Annotated in this window: 23 protein-coding genes, 1 pseudogene and 1 riboswitch; of the genes and pseudogenes, 11 read left to right on the plus strand and 13 right to left on the minus strand. The window is 34.2% G+C overall.

The window, feature by feature from the left end; genetic code table 11:
• The first annotated feature begins 82 nt into the window (after positions 1-82).
• Positions 83-676 carry a Crp/Fnr family transcriptional regulator gene (locus ODZ84_RS05620; protein ID WP_266176013.1) on the plus strand — a complete coding sequence of 198 codons (594 nt, stop codon included), beginning with the start codon at positions 83-85 and terminating at the stop codon, positions 674-676.
• A 33-nt stretch (positions 677-709) separates the two neighbouring features.
• Here ODZ84_RS05620 and ODZ84_RS05625 read toward each other — a convergent pair whose 3' ends face one another.
• From ODZ84_RS05625 to ODZ84_RS05655, 7 genes are all read right to left on the minus strand, one after another.
• Positions 710-1,072: a response regulator gene (locus tag ODZ84_RS05625; protein WP_266176014.1), complete on the minus strand. Its 363-nt coding sequence runs from the start codon at positions 1,070-1,072 to the stop codon at positions 710-712.
• 87 nt (positions 1,073-1,159) lie between these two features.
• A complete protein-coding gene (locus ODZ84_RS05630) occupies positions 1,160-1,465 on the minus strand; it encodes a DDE-type integrase/transposase/recombinase (RefSeq protein ID WP_266176015.1) in 306 nt (101 codons plus the stop codon).
• Between the two features lie 395 nt (positions 1,466-1,860).
• A complete protein-coding gene (locus ODZ84_RS05635) occupies positions 1,861-2,085 on the minus strand; it encodes a hypothetical protein (protein ID WP_266176016.1) in 225 nt (74 codons plus the stop codon).
• Positions 2,086-2,141: 56 nt separating this feature from the next.
• The gene (locus ODZ84_RS05640; protein WP_266176017.1) at positions 2,142-2,567 is read right to left on the minus strand and encodes a hypothetical protein; all 426 of its coding nucleotides are present in this window, start codon (positions 2,565-2,567) and stop codon (positions 2,142-2,144) included.
• Between the two features lie 296 nt (positions 2,568-2,863).
• Positions 2,864-3,367, minus strand: a complete 504-nt coding sequence (locus ODZ84_RS05645; protein ID WP_266176018.1) for an SMI1/KNR4 family protein — start codon at positions 3,365-3,367, stop codon at positions 2,864-2,866.
• Positions 3,368-3,492: 125 nt separating this feature from the next.
• On the minus strand, positions 3,493-4,041 hold the full coding sequence (locus tag ODZ84_RS05650; RefSeq protein WP_266176019.1) for a hypothetical protein: 549 nt from the start codon (positions 4,039-4,041) through the stop codon (positions 3,493-3,495).
• A 791-nt stretch (positions 4,042-4,832) separates the two neighbouring features.
• Positions 4,833-6,218 carry a T9SS type A sorting domain-containing protein gene (locus ODZ84_RS05655; protein ID WP_266176020.1) on the minus strand — a complete coding sequence of 462 codons (1,386 nt, stop codon included), beginning with the start codon at positions 6,216-6,218 and terminating at the stop codon, positions 4,833-4,835.
• A gap of 613 nt (positions 6,219-6,831) precedes the next feature.
• Positions 6,832-6,958, plus strand: a riboswitch (FMN riboswitch).
• 94 nt (positions 6,959-7,052) lie between these two features.
• Between ODZ84_RS05655 and ribB the strand changes: the two genes are divergently transcribed.
• The 7 genes from ribB (at position 7,053) to ODZ84_RS05690 (ending at position 14,535) form a co-directional block, all read left to right on the plus strand.
• Positions 7,053-7,703, plus strand: a complete 651-nt coding sequence (gene ribB / locus ODZ84_RS05660; protein ID WP_266176021.1) for a 3,4-dihydroxy-2-butanone-4-phosphate synthase — start codon at positions 7,053-7,055, stop codon at positions 7,701-7,703.
• A gap of 339 nt (positions 7,704-8,042) precedes the next feature.
• The gene (locus ODZ84_RS05665; RefSeq protein ID WP_266176022.1) at positions 8,043-9,047 is read left to right on the plus strand and encodes a DUF6268 family outer membrane beta-barrel protein; all 1,005 of its coding nucleotides are present in this window, start codon (positions 8,043-8,045) and stop codon (positions 9,045-9,047) included.
• Positions 9,048-9,106: 59 nt separating this feature from the next.
• Positions 9,107-10,153 (plus strand): sensor histidine kinase, encoded by a 1,047-nt coding sequence (locus tag ODZ84_RS05670; RefSeq protein WP_266176023.1) that lies wholly within the window; start codon positions 9,107-9,109, stop codon positions 10,151-10,153.
• Positions 10,154-10,157: 4 nt separating this feature from the next.
• Positions 10,158-10,919 (plus strand): LytR/AlgR family response regulator transcription factor, encoded by a 762-nt coding sequence (locus tag ODZ84_RS05675; RefSeq protein WP_266176024.1) that lies wholly within the window; start codon positions 10,158-10,160, stop codon positions 10,917-10,919.
• Between the two features lie 111 nt (positions 10,920-11,030).
• The gene (locus ODZ84_RS05680; RefSeq protein ID WP_266176025.1) at positions 11,031-12,365 is read left to right on the plus strand and encodes a TolC family protein; all 1,335 of its coding nucleotides are present in this window, start codon (positions 11,031-11,033) and stop codon (positions 12,363-12,365) included.
• Positions 12,366-12,388: 23 nt separating this feature from the next.
• Entirely contained in the window at positions 12,389-13,459 is a 1,071-nt protein-coding gene (locus ODZ84_RS05685) for an efflux RND transporter periplasmic adaptor subunit (protein WP_266176026.1), read from the plus strand.
• On the plus strand, positions 13,456-14,535 hold the full coding sequence (locus ODZ84_RS05690; RefSeq protein WP_266176027.1) for an efflux RND transporter permease subunit: 1,080 nt from the start codon (positions 13,456-13,458) through the stop codon (positions 14,533-14,535). Before ODZ84_RS05685 ends, ODZ84_RS05690 begins: the two co-directional genes overlap by 4 nt.
• Positions 14,536-14,588: 53 nt before the next feature.
• On the opposite strand, the pseudogene ODZ84_RS23595 reads toward ODZ84_RS05690, so the two are convergent.
• The 3 genes and pseudogenes from ODZ84_RS23595 to ODZ84_RS05700 form a co-directional block, all read right to left on the minus strand.
• A pseudogene (locus ODZ84_RS23595) lies at positions 14,589-14,735 on the minus strand (GntR family transcriptional regulator); the annotation flags it as partial.
• Positions 14,736-15,121: 386 nt separating this feature from the next.
• Positions 15,122-16,135 carry a PDDEXK nuclease domain-containing protein gene (locus ODZ84_RS05695; protein ID WP_266176028.1) on the minus strand — a complete coding sequence of 338 codons (1,014 nt, stop codon included), beginning with the start codon at positions 16,133-16,135 and terminating at the stop codon, positions 15,122-15,124.
• A gap of 85 nt (positions 16,136-16,220) precedes the next feature.
• Positions 16,221-17,407 (minus strand): IS3 family transposase gene (locus ODZ84_RS05700; protein ID WP_408612395.1). Its coding sequence is split into 2 segments (ribosomal slippage): positions 16,221-17,155 and positions 17,155-17,407, totalling 1,188 coding nucleotides; the frame shifts between segments, so codons are not numbered across the junction.
• Between the two features lie 571 nt (positions 17,408-17,978).
• Here ODZ84_RS05700 and ODZ84_RS05705 point away from each other — a divergent pair.
• Genes ODZ84_RS05705 through ODZ84_RS23050 form a run of 3 tightly spaced genes read left to right on the plus strand, consistent with a single transcriptional unit; the run spans position 17,979 to position 19,700 of the window.
• Positions 17,979-18,788 (plus strand): SDR family NAD(P)-dependent oxidoreductase, encoded by an 810-nt coding sequence (locus tag ODZ84_RS05705; RefSeq protein ID WP_266176029.1) that lies wholly within the window; start codon positions 17,979-17,981, stop codon positions 18,786-18,788.
• A gap of 8 nt (positions 18,789-18,796) precedes the next feature.
• Positions 18,797-19,387, plus strand: coding sequence for a hypothetical protein (locus ODZ84_RS05710; protein WP_323136868.1), 591 nt, complete (start codon positions 18,797-18,799; stop codon positions 19,385-19,387).
• A gap of 10 nt (positions 19,388-19,397) precedes the next feature.
• A complete protein-coding gene (locus ODZ84_RS23050) occupies positions 19,398-19,700 on the plus strand; it encodes a helix-turn-helix domain-containing protein (protein WP_323136869.1) in 303 nt (100 codons plus the stop codon).
• A 585-nt stretch (positions 19,701-20,285) separates the two neighbouring features.
• Here ODZ84_RS23050 and ODZ84_RS05715 read toward each other — a convergent pair.
• From ODZ84_RS05715 to ODZ84_RS05725, 3 genes are all read right to left on the minus strand, one after another.
• Entirely contained in the window at positions 20,286-21,086 is an 801-nt protein-coding gene (locus ODZ84_RS05715; RefSeq protein ID WP_266176030.1) for a hypothetical protein, read from the minus strand.
• 37 nt (positions 21,087-21,123) lie between these two features.
• On the minus strand, positions 21,124-21,378 hold the full coding sequence (locus tag ODZ84_RS05720; RefSeq protein ID WP_266176031.1) for a hypothetical protein: 255 nt from the start codon (positions 21,376-21,378) through the stop codon (positions 21,124-21,126).
• A gap of 61 nt (positions 21,379-21,439) precedes the next feature.
• Positions 21,440-21,931, minus strand: a complete 492-nt coding sequence (locus ODZ84_RS05725; protein WP_266176032.1) for a hypothetical protein — start codon at positions 21,929-21,931, stop codon at positions 21,440-21,442.
• Positions 21,932-22,520: the final 589 nt, after the last annotated feature.

A 22,520-nucleotide genomic window follows, 5' to 3' on the forward strand; every position in this document is an offset into this window, starting at 1 on the left:
ATGAGTATCAATTTATGAGGTCAATCATAAATAAAAAAGAAACAGAAATATTTAGCTTCAGTACAAATTTAAAAATAGCAGGATGATCAATGAGAAATATTTAAGATTTCATGGCGCGGTAGAAAAGACTTTCAGAAAAGGATCCTATATCTTTAATCACGGAAGCTTTCAAAATCATTATTATCAGATAGTTGACGGCGTTGTCAAGCTATTTTCCACAGGATTTAATATCCTAGATATGACTTTTCAATTGTTAAGAAAAGGTGAACAGATAAGTCTGTACTCAATGTTCGTTGAAATGCCTTTACTTCACAATGCATTAGCACTTACCGACTGTCGTATCCTTGTAATGGACAAAGAGCACTTTAATAAGATGATACAGCAGGATAAATCTTTGATGTTAAAGATTTTAAAACACCTTTCAAATGATTCATATCCGCGGCCGCTTACGAACCGCTTTTTCATCACAGATAGCCCGAAACTCAAAATTCAGCAGCTATTTCACAATTTGAAATATGAGAAGGCTGATCAGGAGATATTCTCTTATGAGGTTAGGCTGAAGTTACAGCAAATCGCCGATTTAACAAATGTTGATATCGAACAAATAATGCCATGCATCAAATGCCTTGAACAGCAGGGTTTATTGAAAATTGTTAACGATATAATCTATTTTTAATGTAAAAGATGAACGATAACATTGAACCACCAATTAAAATTTTCCTAGTAGATTTGATACTATTGCCACTATATTATCAAGATCAAAAGGTTTGGAAATAAAAGCATCCGGGCTACATACTTTCTCAATTTCATTAATTTTGGCATGTGCGCTCATTAAAAGTACAGGAATATCAGCAGTGTCAGTATTTGCTTTCAAATTATTACAGACATCGATACCTGAGCCGTCCGCAAGCCGGATATCTAGCAGATAGAGATTTACATTATAGTTGGTGTGCAACTTATTAAATTCAGTAATATTTGAAGTAAATATCACCTTATAGCCTTCCATATCGAAGACCACTTCCAACAATTCGCGAATGCTGTCCTCATCTTCTAATATAAATATTGTCCCCATAGTATAATCCCTAACGCAACGCATATTTATATAGCCTGATAAAAAACGGCTTGCTGCCTCACATGTCATACAAATACTATGCGACAATTATGTTTTCTGAAAATTATTTATGATAATCAGAGATAAAATATCCTGAAGGTAGATTTTCAGCTCATTGGAGACGTAGCAGGAACCGTTATCTGAGAGCAGTTTCGGTTTAGCTTTGGTTTTTAATTTCGCTTTTTTAATGGATGTGTCCACCGTTTGTTTCACATCTTCGGCCTTCATCAAGTCGCATAGCTCACAGTGAATAATGTAGCGGCTATAGTCGTCCAAAATCGTGCTCAGATAGTACCATCCCCAGCCAATGATCTTTAAATAGGTAAAAATCTGTCTGCCACATTTGATGCACAAATTCCGTTTTGTCTTTTAACTCATTTTGCTGCTGAAAGAAGAAAATGATTCGGTGCGCGGATTAAGTCTCTTTGCTTCAAATACGGTAAACACTAATTCTGAAATAAAAACACCTTGCTCATTGGTAATTTTGTAGGCCGGTTCCCTTGCAGACAATTCGGTATGTTCCAAAGCGATTTCTACCACCAAATCTTTCTGTCTTTCAGGAATGCTGTTCTATTGTCTTGTGCTTGTACTTTGGTAGTTTCCAAGCCATCATAGCTGTATTCGAGGTAGCTTTGAAACCATTTGTAAAACTATTCTGACGATTCCAAAACTTTCCAAGGTTCGCTTCACACCAATTTCACTCCTGGTCACCGTTTGAATGATTTCGTATTTCTCGGCGGCTGATAATCTCAAACTTTTTTTACAATATCATAACGAACGACTAGGTCAGCTACGATCTCTTTCAAACGAGCGTTTTCCTTCTTCAGGTCTGATACGTCATCACTCGTAGTCTCGCGAGCGACATCTACATTTAGACGCTTCTTTCCTGCCTCCATAAACTCCTTGTTGCAGACATAAAACTGCGATTGTGCAATGTTATGGTTCCAGCAAAGTTCGGCTAGCGTCCAGTACAAAAATATATGAAGTATCTAAGAAAAAACAAATTTGATATTTTACGAAATGTATCTTTTTATTTGGATCGAATTAATTCTCTAAATTTACGTTGGTTCCATTTCCTAGTAAAAACCATACCTTCCTCGAATCTATAGAAATAAGTCTCCTTTTCTCTTTCCCCAGGTCTTATAAGAGTAAAGCATTCCTCCTCTGGAAGTTCGATAATTTCATGGATTGTATTTGCCGGAACAAAATGAGAAGTTCCTTCGGTCCTATGGTATAGAGAGGAAGTATAGCTTCCATCTTTATGGATCTCATAAATGCGTTCAATATAACTGCCTTTTAAAATATGAGTTGTAAAACTGAATGGATGATCATGTATATGTTCATTTGAATCTTCTTTGCTGAAATGATGAATCACCGCATCGAAGGGCAGACCTTTCAAATGATGTTTCATAAATACAGCATTCATTTTTTCACGTTTGATTTTTATAGTAACCATATTATTACAAATTTTTTATAAACTCGGATGAAAATGGAATTTGGCATGTAGATTTCAACACTGATCAGTTGTATTATATAAAAGTAATAAAAAAATAAGAGTTAATCATGGCATCCCATTTTATTATAATACTCATTATCCACCATAAATACTCCTTACCATCAATAGAAGTTCTATTTTATTTTTCTTGCGTACTTCCATTTTTTAAGATTTATTTGACACGGATATAATCTACAATTTGTTAAAGAATCTTATGCATTAAATACACATACCAAATCAAATAGAATATATAATTCTTATTTTTCAGTACCATCATAATTATAAGTTTCCTTAGTCCACTCGATCAAAACTTCATTGACCCATTCAGTAAAACTATTATTTGAGACTTCTACACTATCAAAATCATTGTATTCGAAATCCCATTGCCAAAATACTACAGGGCACATTCCGCCAGCCGCTTTAGACAAATCTAAACAATAATGATTTCCCCGTCCATCAGGTGAAAATGGAAAAAAATAGACGGGCATTGGATTTTCAACTTCAAAATGTTCGAATTTATAAATAATATCTAAAGAGCGTCCTCTTAATTCTGATGCTAATCCATAAACCTCGGTACCACAAAGAATAATACCATTATGTTTTTTTAGAATATAAACAAATTCTTCCGGTAGCTTATATCCAATTTCTTGTTCCAAAATTTCTATTCGAGAAGCTGTGATAGGTTCTCCCAAATATAAAATATCCTCCGAAAATTTATACAATTCCTGTAATGCATTATCACATTTTTCAAGTAACTTCATATGGCTGATGTTTCTGCAATGGTTGAAACGACGATTAAATTTTATCGTTTCTAAGACTTAACTTTAAAAATATATTTTGGTTTGTAAAAGCTTATTTTTCAAAAAGCTCTTTAATACTTTTGTATTTACTTTTTCCAATCTAAAGTAGCAAGCCCATCCTTTTTACGTAGCTGACCGTTATTTGCTTTACCATTGACTAAAAAACGATGATCATCAAAACGGCAATCATAAGTACCCAGATAGCCCATCATGCCATAATGTAAGTAAGCATAATGATGAAAGTCAGAGACCTGAAAAAAATATTCATGTTCGCCGATAACCTGCATTACTATGGTATCTGTTTTTTTAAATGCTGCAAAAGGGATTTGAATGCTTACAGACTCATAAATTGCTTCTGGATGTGGAGATGTTAAAGTATCTCGCACAGCCATGCCTTGCCGTATAAGTAAAAACCTTACCTTGTTGACCTCCAAACTATCAAAGCCGGTTAATGTTACATAGGGCTTGCCGGTTACAAACTCAGTCTGTTCACAGATTTCAGAATATTTGACGGCATCTATCTTGGCCTGTTGTCGCCTTTTAGCTGCATCATAATTATACCATATTATTATGCTTATAATGCCTAAGAGCAAAATTCCCAAGATGATCGAACATCCTTTTAAATATTTATTCATTACCCTTGTTATAATATGATTTAGAAACAAATTCCAAATATTAAGTACCTGTTTAATTTAAAGCTACTAACAATTTTTCGGTTAAATTAAACATTCTTTGGATGAACAGAATACACATAAGTCCTATATTATCGTTTTTTGAGATTTACGAAGCTGCTGCTAACGTTTTATTTATCACCACTTATTGCAAATCCTTCCCAACAGTCTTCTCTCTTGCATTAATTATGATATAAGTTAAATAGGTTAATATAAAAATCATCAGAGGAATTTGAAATGCTAAATAGTCGAACATTTCAATTGGAACTTGTAGCAACCTGCTAATGATTGGTGATAACATAAGTATAAAACTTAAAATAGTAATATTAGTACTGGTTTTCCATTTAATTAGGTTTAAAATGATTCCTACAAGTCCAAATATAGCAAACAATTGGTCAATATTTCCAAAGTCAAAGGCTGTAAATATTAACCATATAATAAATGGGATTCCACTCATCCATCCTGCCAAAATGATTAATAAATAAGAAATGATCGAGATCCACTTAATAACATTTTTCATCCTTGATGTTCGTTAACTTTATACATATTATGGTGAAAACAATCGTTTTTGAGAATTATTAAATTATTTGAAGCCGTTATTAGCCAACTTTTTCGTGCTTTTATCTATTATAAAAATACTTTCCTAAACTTATAGATTACTGTTTTTGTATAGCAACAAAATCTATTAATACTTATAAATTGAATAACAATAATTTACATAATAATGCAAAATTTATATTGTTTTAAATATTAACTTATCTTTTTATAAATTTTTCTTTAAAAATTTTTTCATCAGATGTTAGTGCTTCAATAACATATACACCAGTATCGAGGGAGGATAAATTTATTTTATTATTATTAATATTCTGTACATCTTTCACCAATATCCCATTAATATCATAAATTTTAATATTTTTTATTTCTTTTGAGAAGTTTAAATATTCCGATACGGGATTAGGAAATATCTTCAGATGTTGAAATGAAGTAATTGCAGTTTCTGTACCTAGTAAAGAACATGGGCCTTTAATCATAGTTGGTATGAAATTATTTGAAAAGGTGCCGTTACCTAATTGTCCTCTATTATTATATCCCCATGTCCAAATAGAATTATCTTGTTTTCTTGCAATGCAATGACTTCCTCCACATTCAATATCTTGCCATTCATATGAATTTCCGACTCGTGTCGGTACAAGTTTCTGCTGCATTGTACCATCCCCAAGTCTACCTTCATTTCGACCCCATGCCCATAAACTTCCGTCATTTTTGATAGCAAAACTGCTTTCATTCGAAGTTCTTGCTTGTCTCCAATCATTATCAGTTCCGATTTGGGTAGGAATAATTTTATCTACTGTAGTACCATCTCCTACCTGTCCATAACTATTACCTCCCCATCCCCATAAAGTTCCATCTGTTTTTAATGCTAGAGTATGACTAGATGATGAAATGTCTTTCCAAGTATTTCCTGTTCCTATTTGAACAGGTAGGCTTGTACTGATAGTAGTTCCATTTCCCAAAGTTCCACCACCATTTGCACCCCAAGACCAAAGAGTTCCATCAGTTTTAATTGCTACTGTATGATATAAGCTTCCTGAAATATGTTGCCAATTTGTATCAGCTCCTACCTGAGTCGGCACTAATACATTAAATGGACTACTGCCTACACCAACTTGACCATCTGAATTATATCCCCACCCCCAAAGTGTTCCGTCTGATTTAATTGCAAAAGAAGTTTCAAACCCCTTAAATATCTTGTCATAAGGTACTGTGTTTACTTGAGTTGGAACATAAATATAATTTGTAATACCACTGGAGCCATTGCCAAAAATTCCGTTAGAACCACTCCCCCATGCCCACAATGTTCCGTCATTTTTTTGAGCCATGGTGGTACGATAGTATGAAATTACATTCTTCCAATCGTTTGAAGTTGTAAGCTGGAAAGGAGTATTTCTATCCTGAAAATTAGAAACTCCAAGACCTAATTGACCCGAATTATTACTTCCCCATTCCCAAATTGTCCCATCTTCACTTAGAGCAATGTTAGTATCCCAAACTGTCGAAACTTTTTTAAAACATTGTGCATCTATAAAAGTATTATGTAATAAAAAGATGCTAGTACATAAAATCGTAAATTTATTTCTCATTTTCTAATTATATTAATTGCATAGATATTAAACAAATGCAATACTACAATATTTATATTAATAGAATTTACATTCTACTTTAATAATAAAGCTATATTTTTATTTTACATGCTAATTTGTTAACATCAACCGATATATTTCGACTAACGATGAAATACTCTGATGTTTAGGATTGGTGCATGGCAATTTATTTATATAATCTGGATTTGGGACTTCTAAAATTCTTAACTACTTGTTTATTGATCGTTTTTTGAGATTATTTATATCTATTATTAACGTTTCCAAGTTTGGTAATTGCAGCCATTCGAAGCGGAATTGCTCAACTAAATACAGGTCTCTCCAATCATAAATTTTATATTTCAGGTCATCTGATATAAATATCTACTGCAGAAAAACAGTTGATCATATGTTGTATACACCTAACTTCAAGTCATACAGTTATATCGTTATTTAAGCTTTTTTTTAATGATAAATCCACTTAAGCTTTTCATCACTTTATTTAGATTATTACAGTGAAAAGTCTTTCATTTCAAAAAATTTCCTGAAATTTGCAGCCTGTACGTTAAAAAATAATGAATAGAATTTAAATCAAACATACATTAAACTTAAGGTAAGTTTTCTTCGGGGCAGGGTGAGATTCCCTACCGGCGGTTACAGTCCGCGACTCCTTTCTTTTTGAAGGGACTGATTTGGTGAAATTCCAATACCGACAGTTACAGTCTGTATGGGAGAAGAAAATGAAACACTCAGTGAGGCTATTTCGATAGACTCATTACTGTGTTGTATTTCATTTCCATGACCGAAGTGTATTTTAACTTTTTAAAGTAAAACAACATGGAAAAATTATTAGAAAAATTCGGAACAACTCCGAAAGAGCGTGTAGAAAAAGCACTTCTTACACTACAACAGGGAAAAGGAATTCTTTTGGTAGACGATGAAAACCGTGAAAACGAAGGCGATATCATCTTTCCCGCCTCTACTATCACAGAAAAAGATATGGCACTTCTAATCCGCGAATGCAGCGGAATTGTCTGCCTTTGCATTTCTGAAAAGAAAAGTAAGCATCTCAATCTGCGCCCGATGGTAGAAACCAACAATTCTAAAAATCAGACTGCATTTACAATTTCCATCGAAGCCAAAGAAGGTGTGGAATCAGGGGTTTCTGCTAAAGACCGGGTGACTACAATCCAAGCAGCCATTGCAGAAAATGCGTTAGCGGAGCATATTGCAAGTCCTGGACACGTTTTCCCCTTAATTGCTAAAAATGATGGCGTTTTTGAAAGACGTGGCCATACAGAAGGCAGTGTGGATTTAGTAAAGCTGGCTAATCTCGGGGATGATTCCGTACTTTGTGAACTCACTAACGAAGACGGAAGCATGGCAAGGCTTCCAGAAATTGCATTTTTTGCTGAAAAAAACGGAATGACTGTCGTTACAATTGAAGATATCTATAGCTACAGAAAGATGATGATGAGCCAAAATTAGTAAATAGAGATTTTAACGTACAGAGCACCGTTCTTGAAGAACGGTTTTTTTATATAATTTATTTAAAAATTAGCAGGCCTAATTGAAACTTTTTTAGTTATTTGAATTGTATAATAAATTTTTTACTGTCTTTAATCGATGTGTTCCAATGTGCAACATACTACTTTCATAAAATTGCAGGCAAGTATTCATCATTTTTTTAAATCAGGCTTTCTCCTATTCTTCAATATATTCTATACTATTCTTCTTTAGCCTCACATCTTATTTTGTCCACTTCAGCAAAAATTTAAAGCATAATTAATTAGATGCAGGATACTTTTGCCTTACTAAAAAAAAAATATGTCAAAATCAGCTGTACTTAAAATTTTAATACTTTCTTTTCCTATACTATTTCCTGAATTTTATATGGGTCAGGAAAAAGACAGCATAAATTCAGATACTCCAACAGTATCCCAAAAGGTCGAAGAAGCGGTTAGCAATAAGTTTCCAATGGCAAGGCTGATCAATGTGGAGTATACACAGTCTATGCCTTACAATTTTTCTTCTAAGTACTTGCAGGGTATTCTTCCTGAAGGTAAAGTAAATAATCTTTCAAGCGTTAAGATTTCATCCAATATAAATATCATACGGAAGAAAGACTGGTCTATGGGTGCAACATTGAATTATAATTATTTATCAGCAACGGTGGATGCGATCAACCCTTTTGACGTCAAACAAATTATAGATCAAGCAGAAGATTTTCATTATCATGCCACCTCGCTCAATGCTTCGTACTACTCAAAATTATTTAATAAAACTATGATTTATTCAGGAGTGGCAACCGTGGATGGAAGCAACAAAAATTTTGAAAGAGTAAGGGGGGTGGTCACGGCAACGATGGTATTGAAAGCAACTGCTGACACCAAAATGACCATTGGAATGGTGGGGCTTATAGACCCCAATGCAATTGTTCCGGCTTTTCTTTCATTTTCTTATGAGCATCATTTCAGCAACGGTATTGTAATCGATGCAATACTTCCAAAGTGGATGTACGTAAGAAAAAACATTTCTCATCTTGGAAGATTGTCTGTTGGGACGGAATTAGGAGGTACAATGTTTTATCTTTATAATAATGATCGAGCATACACTTTTTCGCAGTTGGATCTGAATTCAGGATTATTATATGAACACCGCTTAGGAAATTCATTTATTGCTTCATTAAAAACAGGAGTCAGGCTATCGCCATCTTCCAGAGTAATGGACAAGCAGGCATCTTTTAAAGATTATGTTTTAGATTCAAAGCCGGACCCTTCTTTCTACTTCAATGTAGGGATTTCATTTAATCCGTTTAAAGCGAAAAGATAGCATTATTAAATTTTCATAGATTTGTAACCTTCAGCCTATGTACTTAATAACTGACCCACATGAGCAATAACTTTGGCAAAAATGTTTTAAGAAGCAGCTTAAAGGAGATTTACATTAGTAATATAATCGTAAGCAGCATTGTCTGCGTACTCATATTTTCCTTTCTTTCCCTGATTTCGGATGCTACATTAGGAATCACATTGCTGTCTTCTTTTATGACATTTTTATATATGTTAGTATGCAGCTATCTTCTCCACCGGATTCTACGTACATCTGCAAAATATTTTACAGATGATATTTTGAAATTCAGACTTTTCAGATACACTTTAAGTTATTTTTCCGGCTTTGCTTTGTTTCTTTTGATTTATATAGGTACAAGCCCGTTCACAGAATTCAGACTACAATTATTATATCAAAAAGAGACCCTTCCCGTTTTCATTATTGAGAGCATTGTATTTACGACATTAATTATGATTTTTCATAATTTTGTTATTGTACAGTTGGAAAGAAATAATACAAAACTTGAAAATGCCAACTTAAAAGTTAAAAGTGCCGAAGCTGTAAATCTCTTGCTTAAGCAGCAGATTCAGCCTCATTTTTTATTCAACTCCCTCAATACAATGAAGGTCCTTTATAAAGAGGACCATCAGTTAGGAGAAAAATATCTTTTACTGCTTTCAGATTTTCTTCGGTCTACCATCGCTGAATCTCCGAACATCACAGCAACGCTACAGGAAGAACTCGCTGTTTTTGAGAATTACCTGCAGATGCAAAAAATGCGCTTCGGAGAAGCATTACAATGGAATATTAATATTGACGATGAGTCTTATCTCTTAAAAAGCTTACCCTCCTTCTCTTTACAGCCGTTAGCAGAAAATGCAATAAAACATAATCATTTTTCCGTAAAACAACCGCTTATTATATCAGTAAACCAGCTGGATGAGCAGCTGATTATTTCAAATCCTATCCATAAGAAAAAATATTCGGACCACTCCATAGGAAGCGGTCTTATTAATATTTCAGAACGCTACCAAATTCTCTCTGGCATTCCATTGCAGATTGAGGACAAGAATGACTACTTTGTTATAAGCTTTAAATTAAATTGATCCGATGAAAATTGTAATCATAGAGGATGAACTGCTAATTGCCAATGATCTAAGCCAAACGTTGAGAGAGATTCATCCGGAAATTGAAATCCAGGCATTATTACCCTCTGTAGAACTTGCAGTACAATTCTTTCAGACTTTTCCTACTGTGGATCTTATATTCAGTGATATAGAATTAGAAGATGGTTTTAGCTTTGAGATATTTAAAAGCGTTAAAATTAATACACCTGTAATATTTTGTACCGCCTATGATGCGTATGCCTTAGAAGCATTTAAAGCGAACGGTGTTGAATATATCCTAAAGCCGTTCAGTAAAACTTTGTTAGAAAAATCATTAAAGAAATTTGAATCATTAAGACATTCTTTAAATGAAAGCTTGTCAAGACAATATAAAGCGACTACCGAAGCTTTAGAAGCTTACCAAAAGAAGACAGTAAGCACACTAATGGTTAGATATCGAAATCAATTGATCCCGATCTCTTTCAGTAAAATATTTTTAATTTATATTGAAAATGACCTGACGTACATCTACACCACCCAACATCAGAAATATGTCGTACCCAATACGCTGGATGAGATGGAAAGTAAGGCAGGAGAAAGCTTTTTCAGGGTGAACAGACAGTTTTTGGTCAACAGAAATTCGGTCAGGGAAACTCACCATGCGCTGTACAGAAAACTCAGTATTGTCTTTACCTTTGATTTTAACCGGGAAGTCCTGGTAAGCAAAGAAAAAACCAGTAAGTTTATCAGCTGGTTAAGTCAGTAATTTGCGGCTGCAATACCATTTTGTAATTGAATGGCTAATTTGTCCACTTCAACATTTTATTCTATTTAATCAGCTTTCTCATCAAGTAATTTTGAACATTCATTCAAGATTATGAGAATATATATTTCAGGGATAATTTTAGTTTTGTCTCTAAATACTTTACAAGCCCAACAATCATTTGACTTAAAAGACTGCATACAATACGGTCTGGAAAACCACAAAAGTGTGGTGATTAAAAATAATGAAACCGGCATTGCGGAAGCCGAACGTAAGGAAGTACGTGCCGGATATCTTCCTTCAATATCACTTAATGCGGGAATTGACGACAATCTGCAAGTGCAGGAACAAATATTGCCTGCCGGTCTTTTTGGTGACACAGATGTCCGGGTTGCTTTTACAAAGCAGTATACGACAACCGCAACAGTACAATTGGAACAGAAGCTTTACGACCAGTCACTCCTTATCTCATTAAAGGCAGGAAAATACAATATCAGGAGGGCAGGGAAAAATGCTGTCTTAAATGAAGAGGAAGTCATTTTCAATATTGCCTCTTCCTATTATCAGACCCTTGTTTACCGTCAGCAATTGAGCTTTTTAAATGATAACAGGGAAATTTATACCGAACAGCAAAGGATTGCACAGCTTCAGGTAGATAAGGGAGTTTTGGCCGAAGTTGAACTGTATAAGATCAAAGTAACTTACAGCAATAACCAATCACAGATACGGCTTTGCGAAAAAAACATTACCAACAGCATCAATGGACTGAAAAATGCCATGGGATTTCCTATCAGTGAAGAATTATCTGTTGAAAATGAACCTATATCGTATTCGCTTGATGGCGTAAACCCAAATGAAGGAATTCCTTTTGAAGTTAAAAACAGGACTGACTATCAGATCGCCGAAATAGATTCACAACTTGAAGAACTGGAATATAAAAAGATAAGAGCGGGATATCTTCCTATACTTTCTGTATATGGCAAATATGGTGGCACCGGGTTCGGAGATCAGCTAGGACAGTCATTTAGTACTATTTCTGATTTTTCGTCCATCGGTGTAAAGTTGAGTATGCCTGTATTTGACGGCTTCAGCCGAAGATCACAGATGCAGCAGGCAAAACTGAAACATATCAATTCCTTGGAAACATTAAAATTAGACGAATCAACGTTCAGAATGGAATATGAAAATGCAAAAGTGAAGCTCGAACAAGCCCTCACTAGTATCGAAGCAGAATCAAAAAATCTTGAACTGGCAAGACAAGTTCTTAATATTTCTAATCTGCAGTACACCAAAGGAATTATAGATATGAATGAATGGCTTACTTCCCAGACCTCTCTGAAAGAGTCACAAAATAACTATCTCAACTCTATTGTAGATCAATATGTAGCAAAGATCGAATTGGAAAAAGCAAGAGGAACCATCAAAAACTTTTATCAAAATCTTAAATAATTGTGATCAGAATAACTAAACAAATGAAACGACTCCCTATTATAATAGCAGCAGTACTTACTATTGGTTTTATTACTTATAAATTGTATTTAAATAAACAGGAAATCAATAACAGTACGGCATCAAAAGAAACAGTTGATCTGCGCATCCCTGTAACTGTTTCAAAGGTGCTACAATACACACCATCTTCGGCTTTAAAAAAAACAGGAAATATTGCTCCGTTTAAGCAAGCCACAGTCTTCACTTCTACTGCGGGTAACGTTCAGAGGATTAATTTTGAATTGGGAACTAAAGTGTCAGCAGGCCAGCTGATGGCAGTTACAGATCCGCAGAAGATTAATATTGATCTTCAAAATGCTATTTCCAAGGAAAAAAAGCTTCAAAATGAACTCAACACCTATATCGAACTTTTGCAGGGAAAAGCGACAACGCAGGAAAAAGTAAACCAAATCCGTCTCGATTACACTGATGCCAAAAACCAATCGGCATTATTAAGAAGACAAATCAGCGACACCCGAATTCTGGCACCCATTACAGGCATTATAACCGAAAAAACAGTAGAAAATGGAGTATATGTGAATGGAGGAACAGAAATTGCCAAGATCGTAAATCTTAACAAGGTCAAAGTTCAGGTTTATTTGACGGACTCTGAGGTATATCAGGTGAAAATGAATGACCATACGAAAATTACAAATGAAGTTTTTCCTGACCGCATTTTTGATGGTAAAATAACGTTCATCAGCCCTCAAGGCGATGCAACCCACAGCTATCTTGTAGAAATGACCGTGGATAATCCGGACAATAATCTCCTAAAATCCGGATCGTTTGTCTATGTCGATTTCATCGCTCACGATATCGCAACATCTCTGGTTATTAATAGAGAAGCTTTATTGCAAAATTCAGAAAATCCTGCCGTTTATGTTGTTCAAAACAATAAGGCAATCCGCAGAAGCATTCGTACAGGAATGGATTTTGGAGATCAGGTGGAAGTTCTTTCAGGTCTTTCCAGTGGTGAAATTATCGTGGTCTCAGGGCAGATCAACCTTAAAGATCAATCAAAAATAAAAGTGACAAACAATAAAAAATTCAAATGAGCATATCAGAAATCGCTATAAAAAGACCTTTACTTATTGTGGTAATTTTCACCATACTTATCTTATTTGGTGCCCAGAGTTATCTTAATCTAAACTACAACCTCCTTCCCAAGATGGAAGTTAAAACAGTAAGCGTCAATGCACTTTATCCGGGCGCTTCAGCAGCAGAAGTTGAAACCAACGTAACCAAAAAACTGGAAGATGCTCTATCATCTTTAGAGGGTCTTGACATTATCAGTGCCACATCACAGGAAGGAGCTTCGCAGATCAGTATCAGCTTAACAAGTAATGCAGATCTTGATAAAGCGGAAAGAGATGTTCAGCGCAAGGTTCAGCAGGCTATGAACACTCTTCCTGAGAACATTGAAGCACCTATTGTAAGCAAGGTCAATCTGGAAGAAATACCCGTCATCAACGCAGCTGTAACAGGTTCTATGTCTTCAAAAGAACTTTATAATTTGATTGATACCGATATCCTTCCTATCCTTCAAAATACGGAAGGCGTTGGACAGGTCAACATCATTGGAGGCGATGAGCGACAAATTCAGGTCAATATCGATCCTGAAAAACTTCGTTCGTATAATCTTGACATTACACAGGTAGCATTAGCCATCAACAATGCAAACAGATCATATCCTGCGGGAAATATCGAAACGGTTCAGCAGCAATTTGCTATTAAATTTGATGCGAATGTAACGTCTATTGAACAGATAAGAAATCTCATCGTTTCAAAAAAGGAAGATGGCGGAACAGTATCATCTTCAGACAATCTTCCCTCCATCACCAAAGACCATTTGGCTATGTTTCTTCTCAGGTTAATACTGCCCTGTGCCGGTTCAAATGCAGTACCGCTACCATCGAGACTTTTCATTATTTTAACCACTCCTTTGTTCAGTTTGGCTATGGGCAAAAGGCTTTCATCAGGAATACCTAAAGAAAACTGTTGTATGTTTTTATCTCTTAAAGAATCAAAAACTTTAAGCGTCAGATCTTCGGGAGTACTTTTGCGTTCGGATATTGCCGGATTACTAATAGCAGGAAGTGCAAGCTTCCTCCGGGAAGTCTTGCTGACATAGTAGCCTGATTTTGGGCGAGACTCTATAAGGGATTTGCTCTCCAATTCTGAAAAAGCCTGCTTTACAGTATTTAAACTAACATTGTACATCGTCTGTACTGTGCGTATTGAAGGTAATTTATCTCCAATTCTTAATGTTTCGGATATAATTTGTTCTTCTAAAACCCTTGCAATTTTCAGATAGAGAATTTCCCTTACCATTTTATATATTTTGTCTTCTGTAATCTTATCAATACAAAAGTAGATCTAATTAAGGTGTAGAGAAAATAAATATAAATTCAGTTTTCTGGAGGCAGAAGGCAAATATCTCCAACTGGCCCACGCATATTACTTTGAATATAGAAACACTTGTGTAATGTGAGCAACTAGAAAAGGTTAAATATATTAGTTAAATAATTAATATAACCAATATATTTAAATAATTAATTAGTAAGTTACCATTATAAAATACCCCAAACATTCAGCAAAATGCTTAATATTTATCAGTTTTATGAAATAATAACGTTCTACACCAAACATTCAGCAATTTGCATTCTAATCGTTTTTTGAGACTTTATGAGGTGTTTTCTAATAACTTTACAATCAACTTAGGATTCATTTTGTTTATCCTCAAAACTTTCTAACTCTTTATTTAATTCTTCTAATAATTGTTTTTCTGTTGGTAAGTACAGCTGATATTGACTTGCAATAATTTGTTTTTCGCCTTCTGGTAATGTAAATTTTACAACTGCATCATTCTTGTCTGCACATAACAAAATTCCGATAGTCGGATTTTCGTGCGGTAATTTCTCTTTACGGTCATAATAATTGACGTACATCTGCAACTGGCCAATATCCTGATGTGTAAGCTTATGTGTTTTGATTTCGATTATAACAAAACATTGTAATAATCTGTTATAAAAAACCAGATCTACAAAGAATTCATCCCCTTCAAGATGTATTCTTTTTTGTCTTGCTACGAATGAAAAACCATTCCCTAATTCTAACAAAAAATCTTGTAAATGTGTAATAATAGCATTTTCCAAATCTTTTTCATAATAGGAATTCTCTTTCTTTAATCCTAGAAATTCCAAGATCATGGGATCCTTGATGATTTCTTTTGCGTCAGATGGCAGCTTTTCATTTCTTGCTACTGCTAATACACCTTCTTTATTATTGCTTATTAAAAGTCGTTCGTATAAACTACTATAAATTTGTCTTTCCAATTGACGGACTGTCCAATTATTCTTTACTGTTTCTGCAATGTAGAAATCTATTTTATCCGGATTGTCAAGCCTTATAAGAATTTTGTATTGGCTCCAGCTCAATTGCGAATACACTGTATTCGCAATTGGAAATACGCGGTAAAACTGACGGAAAATTTCAATTTGTCTTTTAGAAAAACCAGTACCATATTCCGGTTCTAACTCTTCAGAAATATATTTGGTAAGAAACTTACCATAATCTGCACGGTCTTTCCCCTCTTGCTCCTCCTCAAAAATACGCTTACCAATACGCCAATACATCATAGTGCGATGATGATCAATAGTGCGGATAGCATTATTCTTTGACTCTACTATGATGCTTTTTATATCGTTTATTATCACTCTGCTTATAGACATTATTTGGTAATAGCTTTAATTTCAAGAATTGATAAAATTAGAAAAAGAAAAATAATTCCTATTATAATGTGTAATCTCACCCATCTTAAGTACACTTAAAAGTAGAGCTTTTAGTTAATAATTTATTGTTGTCGTTGTTAAAATTTTGTTGGAATGTGGGAAACTCGTTGGCCTTAGTTTGGGTTAGTTTTCCATATTTCAATAAAAAATCCCTCGGCGTGAGGTATTGCAATGATTTGTGAGGCCGCTCATTATTATACATCCACATCCAAATTTCCGAATAATGTCTCATCTGACTGATGTTCTCAAATAAATAAACATCTAAGAATTCTGTCCGAAAAGTTCTGTTGAATCTTTCTACCAAAGAGTTTTGCGTTGGTTTTCCAGGCTGAATATAATGAAGCGCGACTTCATTTTTATTGCACCAGTCTTTTAGTTTTTCAGCAATAAACTCTGGACCATTGTCAACTCTTATCTTTTCAGGTTTCCCACGCCAGTCGATTAGTTGTTCCAGCTCAGAAACAACTCTTGCTGATGGTAAACTGGTGTCGATGGTAATATTCAAAATTTCTCTGTTAAAATCATCAATGATATTAAGGCTTCTAACGCTTTTACCATTCTCCAGAGTATCGTGCATAAAATCCATACTCCACGTTACGTTAGGATAAACAGGACGAAGCAAAGGCTCTTTCACCCTTGCCGGAAGCCGTTTCTTTCGTTTACTTCTTAGATTCAGTTTCATCGATTTGTAAATCCTGTAAACCCGTTTGTGATTCCACCCGAAACCCAAATTTCTCAAACGGTGGTGCATTGTCCAAAATCCCCAGGTCTGATGCTGTTCTGCGAGCAAAATCAACTCCTCCCGAATCTTATCATCCTCATTATTTTTCTTTCTTTTATAATAAAATACCGAACTGTTTATGATAAAAAGTCTACACGCATTCCGAATGCTTATTCCGTGTTCCGATCCGGAATAAACGACCAGTTCCCGCTTCTCGGAAGGTGTTAAAGCTTTTTTGCAATCACATCTTTCATTACCACGTTTTCCAGCGTAAGTTCAGCCACGATCTTTTTATATTGTGAGAGTTCCTTTTCCAATTCCTTCATTTTAGAGAGTTGCTGCACATCCAAACCACCATATTTACTCTTCCATTTGTAAAATGTCGGCTGGCTGATCCCGTGTTCACGGCAAATCTCATTCACGGTTCTTCCTTGATTTTGTTCAGCTAAAATCTTAATAATCTGAACTTCTGAAAATTTACTGTTTTTCATAGTATTCCAAATTTAAAAACTATATTTTTAAATGATACTGTTTTTGGGGAAGATTACAAATGTACATAAAGATTGGCTCTTTGTAAAGACATTTAAGTTTTGTAGAATATTTATCGTTCAAATTTAAATATAGATTTCTATTTAATATAAATAACCCAGTATATTTCATCTTTTTAAACTCTCCTGTTAGATCGTTTTTTGAGATTTAACAAATAAGGATATTAATTTTGCTTCAGTTACTAATATTTTCGGATAAAAATAACTTAGTAAAAATATAATAAGATTGTCAATAATGATTGTTGCAAAAATTAGACTCACGCATTACCTAAAGATTTATAAAATCTTTAGAAAAAATACTGTACATTTTATAAGTTACAAGCTTTATTAACCATATTGGTATGAAGAATACCTCTAATTTCACTTCTTTTTAACTAGCTTCAGCCGTAATCTTTTCTTGAGTTAACATTGATAGCATTTTATTTCCCAATTTCCGACATTTAAACACAAGTATCCGACATTTGAACACGACTACTCACTATAAATTTACCAGTTTTGTGGTAAAGAAAAAGAAATGCAAGTATCATTAATTACGGGAGCAACTAGTGGAATAGGCGAAGCCCTTGCACGAAAGTTGGCTAAGAGAAAACGCAATTTACTACTAGTGGCCAGAAATGAACAGAAACTAAAAGAATGTTGTAGTGAATTGGCAATTATGTACGGGATCGAGGCACATTACATTGTAGTGGATCTTAGTAAACCTGAAGCTGCAAATTTCGTATTTGAAGAAAGTAAAAGGAAAAAACTATCAGTTGATCTGCTTATAAACAATGCAGGGATTGGTTCGAGCGGGGAATTTACACAAATGGAACTCCAGTCAGAACTTAAGCTTATCCAACTCAATATCGCATCTTTGGTATCTCTTTCACATCTTTTCCTGACAGAAATGAAAAATAGAAAGAGTGGTTCATTAATCAACATTGCTTCGATGACGGCATTTACCCCATTTCCATATATGGCTACCTATGCCGCCAGCAAGGTTTTTGTCAAGTCGTTTACGCAGGCAATTACTGAGGAATACAGGTCCTACGGAATTCAAGTGGTTTTGGCATGTCCGGGAGTGACGCGTACTAATTTCAATCATGCAGCGGGGTTGGACAATGAGAAAGCTAAGGCGTTAAGTTCTGAATACACAGAAAACACAACCCAAACCGCCGAAGAAGTAGCTATTGAAATTCTGAATGCATTTGACAGGAAAAAAACGTTTGTTGTTGCAGGTAGCAGAAACCGTTTTTTGAGAAAAATATTTTCGATAATACCTACTGCAACCTTCGTAAAATTTTTGGCAAACTCCTACCGCAAAAAAACAAATCAGAATTTGTAAATTTGAACATGGATAATATCGAAAACGTTCATATTGAAACCATTGGGCAGCTGCATAAGCTTTTAGGTATATCCAAACCTAAGCATCCGCTTTTCAGTATCATTCGTTTCGAGGATTTCCCGGTAATTAAAATTGAACGAAGAACGAGGATGATCACCGATTTCTATCAGATCACGCTAAAAAAAGAACACCCTTGCAGAATACAATATGGGCAAAATATGTTTGATTTTGATGAAGGCATCATTTCCTGCTTTTCCCCGAAACAAGTAATTTTCCTGGACCAGAACTTTGAATTTGCCACTTCCGGATGGCACCTTTCGGTGCATCCAGACTTTTTCCGTTTACATTCTGTAGGGCAAAAAATAAAGGAATATGGCTTTTTCGACTATGCTGTAAGCGAAGCACTAATAATGTCTGAAGGAGAGCAGGATAATATGGAAGCTATTCTTAAGCAGATAGAAAAGGAAGCAAGCCTGCCGATTGATAAATTCAGCCATGACGTCATTATTTCGAATATTGACCTATTCCTGATTCATTGCAACCGTTACTACAACAGACAGTTTTTGACAAGAAAAATCTTACAGCGAACTTTTAATTAGATTTGAACATGTGTTGAATATCAGTTTTTCGGAGAGGCATAAAGGTGTCCCAACGGTCAGTTCTCTGGCGTCCAAACTCAATCTTTCTCCAAAGTATCTCAGCGATTGTTTAAAACAGCTGACCGGACAGACCGTACAACAACATATACACGATAAGTTAATCGAAAAAGCCAAAGAAAAACTATCGACCACGGATCAGAGTGTCAGCGAGATTGCCTATGAATTAGGTTTTGAGTTCTCCCAATCGTTCAGTAAACTATTCAAAACAAAAACCAGCCTATCTCCAAAAGAATTTAGGCAGTCTTTTAATTAACAAATAACACTGTGTATTTATAATTGAGATAGAATGTCAGTATTTATTGATTTTCAGACGTGCATGCAGAGATCTCCTTCAACTTTCCGGATCTGATCAGCTTGATGGGCTGCCAGGTCTTATCTTACTTCAGGAACTCACGTACTGGCGAGAATTTCAGGCGTGGACATCGCCTGGATATCTTTGGAGAAACCTTCCGGATGGATCAGCATCTTATTTTGAATAGATATTAATTTTTGGATCGTTTTTTAAGACTATATTTCTAACTACAAACTGAAGCTAAAGTTCCAGTTGATATTTCTATTCATACCCCAGGTTCCTGCATCTATCCCTTTTTCATACTTGACAAAAATAAGTAAGAATAAAACTATTATCGTTATTATTACTAAAATATAAAACCTCCTTTTCTTCATCGTTTTGTGAGATTTAATAGCAATAGCAAAGTCCTTTGGCTTTGCGGGAGTTGCGGAAATTGAAACTGAGTTCGCTCGGCTAGATTAAACGAAGTTATGGAAAAGCACGTTCTGACAAGCACTACAACAGCAATTTTGCAAAAGCACTGTTAGGCAGTTTTAGGGATTTTCCTCATTTATTAAAATCTTCAAATTTAATATTGAAATGGTAACTCATATCGTATTGGTCTTTTAAAATTTTTGCAATATGAGCCTTTCCAATATCCGTAATACTTTCCCAATCATTTATGGCATCAAATTTTTTTAAGGTTTCTATATCTGATGTCTCTAACAATACTTTTCTTTTTTCGAAACTATCATTCATATAAACATTAAAATTAGCTCCATTAAGCAATCGTAAATCTATATTCTCGCTACTGAAGATTTTTGCAAAAATTTCTGAAATATTATCAATCTTAAGTGATTCTATTATTTCATTTTTTAAAAATCCAAGCTTATGTTGGCGACTATATTCCAAAGTCTGTTTTGAAATTCTTGCGGCTAAATCACCATTAAACGGATTGATAGTTTTGTCAAAACAATTAACTATAGCTTTCATCGTAGCTTCTTCAAAGTGTTCTGGTCGAGTGTCCAAAAAATGAATTCCAATATTTGTTATTTCAAATTTCAGAAAAGTTGTTTTTCCTTTTATTCCTGAAACATAATTTGTAAAAAATGTTAACGTTTCATCTACAATTGACCTGTGTCCAAAGTTGTAAGGAATTTGATTTTCACTTATGTTCCATAAAACCTCAGATCCATAATCAATATCGGTTTTCTGCATAATTAATTCTATATGCGCATATCTATCGCTTCCGGTAAATTTTGCAACTAAACCTTTTCCTTCTATTGGCAATAAGTTCCATCCTAAAATTTTTTGATTTATAGGGAATAAACTGGTGGATTGATAATTTCTTTTGAGATAGGTTTTCATTTATAGCCGATCGTTTTTTAAGATTTTTTTTAAATATTTAATCTTCTGTAAAATAACGTGCAAGGTCTTTTACTAACTTGAGTTGTTCTTGAATATGATCCTGCGGTACTCCTTCACTTAACAAAAATTCTCTGTGTAGGTTAACATAGCTTTGAAAACCTACTCGGATTCTAAAAGCTTCGAAAAGTGCATCTTGAGCTTGTTTCCTGTCATAATAATGCAGCGCAAAAATTTTATCTTCTGTTCCGTAAGAAATAGCAATTAATCGCTTCAATTCATTTAATTCTTCCATGTTGTTTTATTATTTTTTTTAAATCATTTAGTAAGACTATTAAATGAGTTCAATAGATATTTCATAATAAGCCTAATGACTCTGAGTTTCTATAATTATAAACAGCTCCATTAATAGTCTGAGAAAGATTGATACCTGTAGCTTTTAATCTAGAAACACCATAGTGAATAAGATCATCATTCATATAAAGATTTAACTCATAAACTTTAGGATCTATTTGATTTTCATCTAAAAAAACAATAAAGAACTGAGGATCAGAAAATGATTTAGTAAAAGCTATAAAAGGCCTCGTAATTGAATAGTTAATCTCTTGGCAATATCTGTTTATTAAAGATCTTAGTTGTTTTTGATCTCCTCCTTCAAATATCCAATTGTAGATTCCCCCGATTGATAAAAATTCTTTAACTACAGTTGGAAATTGATTCCCATTATTCCAAAGTTGTTCTAATTCCTGTATCTGTTGATTATTAATTCCTTTATTAGGTGTTGTATTCGAGTTATTTAAATCACTTCTTGGATTTTGCTGAAAAAGTTTTAAATAATTTATTTCCATAATAATTATATTATTTCATTAAAAATATCTTTTTAATTGAGCTAAATATTCCCCTACTGATAAATTAAAATCATTGGCTTGCAATACCAGAGTAATTGTTATATTATTTAAGGTAATTAAATAATGTAAATCGGAAGTTGCCCATCTCTTATATTGGGAAGGATTAGCCTTGACTGCTGTAAATGCCTGCCCAATGATCGTTTTTTGAGACTTAGTTAGCTGATGTTTTTATTTAAAAATTGTAAAATCAAGTAAATAACTATGATTAAACATAATTGAATGCTTTTTTGAAAAATTTTGAGTGATTTCTATAATTTTGGTTTCAGTTTCTAAGTCAATTTTATCATATACTTTCTCAGAGATTCCATAATTTTCACATTTAGTAAGTAGGAAAGTTGTTAATTTTGAAGCTGTTTAAACTAATTTTTTGATTAGCCTAAAGAAAATGCCAAAAAGTGCAGATTCTTCCAGGTAATATACAGTTTTTCAAATCTTATCAGCAAGCCTTGAAGCCGTCTAACCAGGTATTTGCCTACTCTATTTTAAATCTGTTTTCGTACAGTTTTTTATCAAAATAGTAATCAGTATC

Origin of the sequence: Chryseobacterium fluminis, from assembly GCF_026314945.1 — a bacterium.
Taxonomy (GTDB): Bacteria; Bacteroidota; Bacteroidia; order Flavobacteriales; family Weeksellaceae; genus Chryseobacterium; species Chryseobacterium fluminis.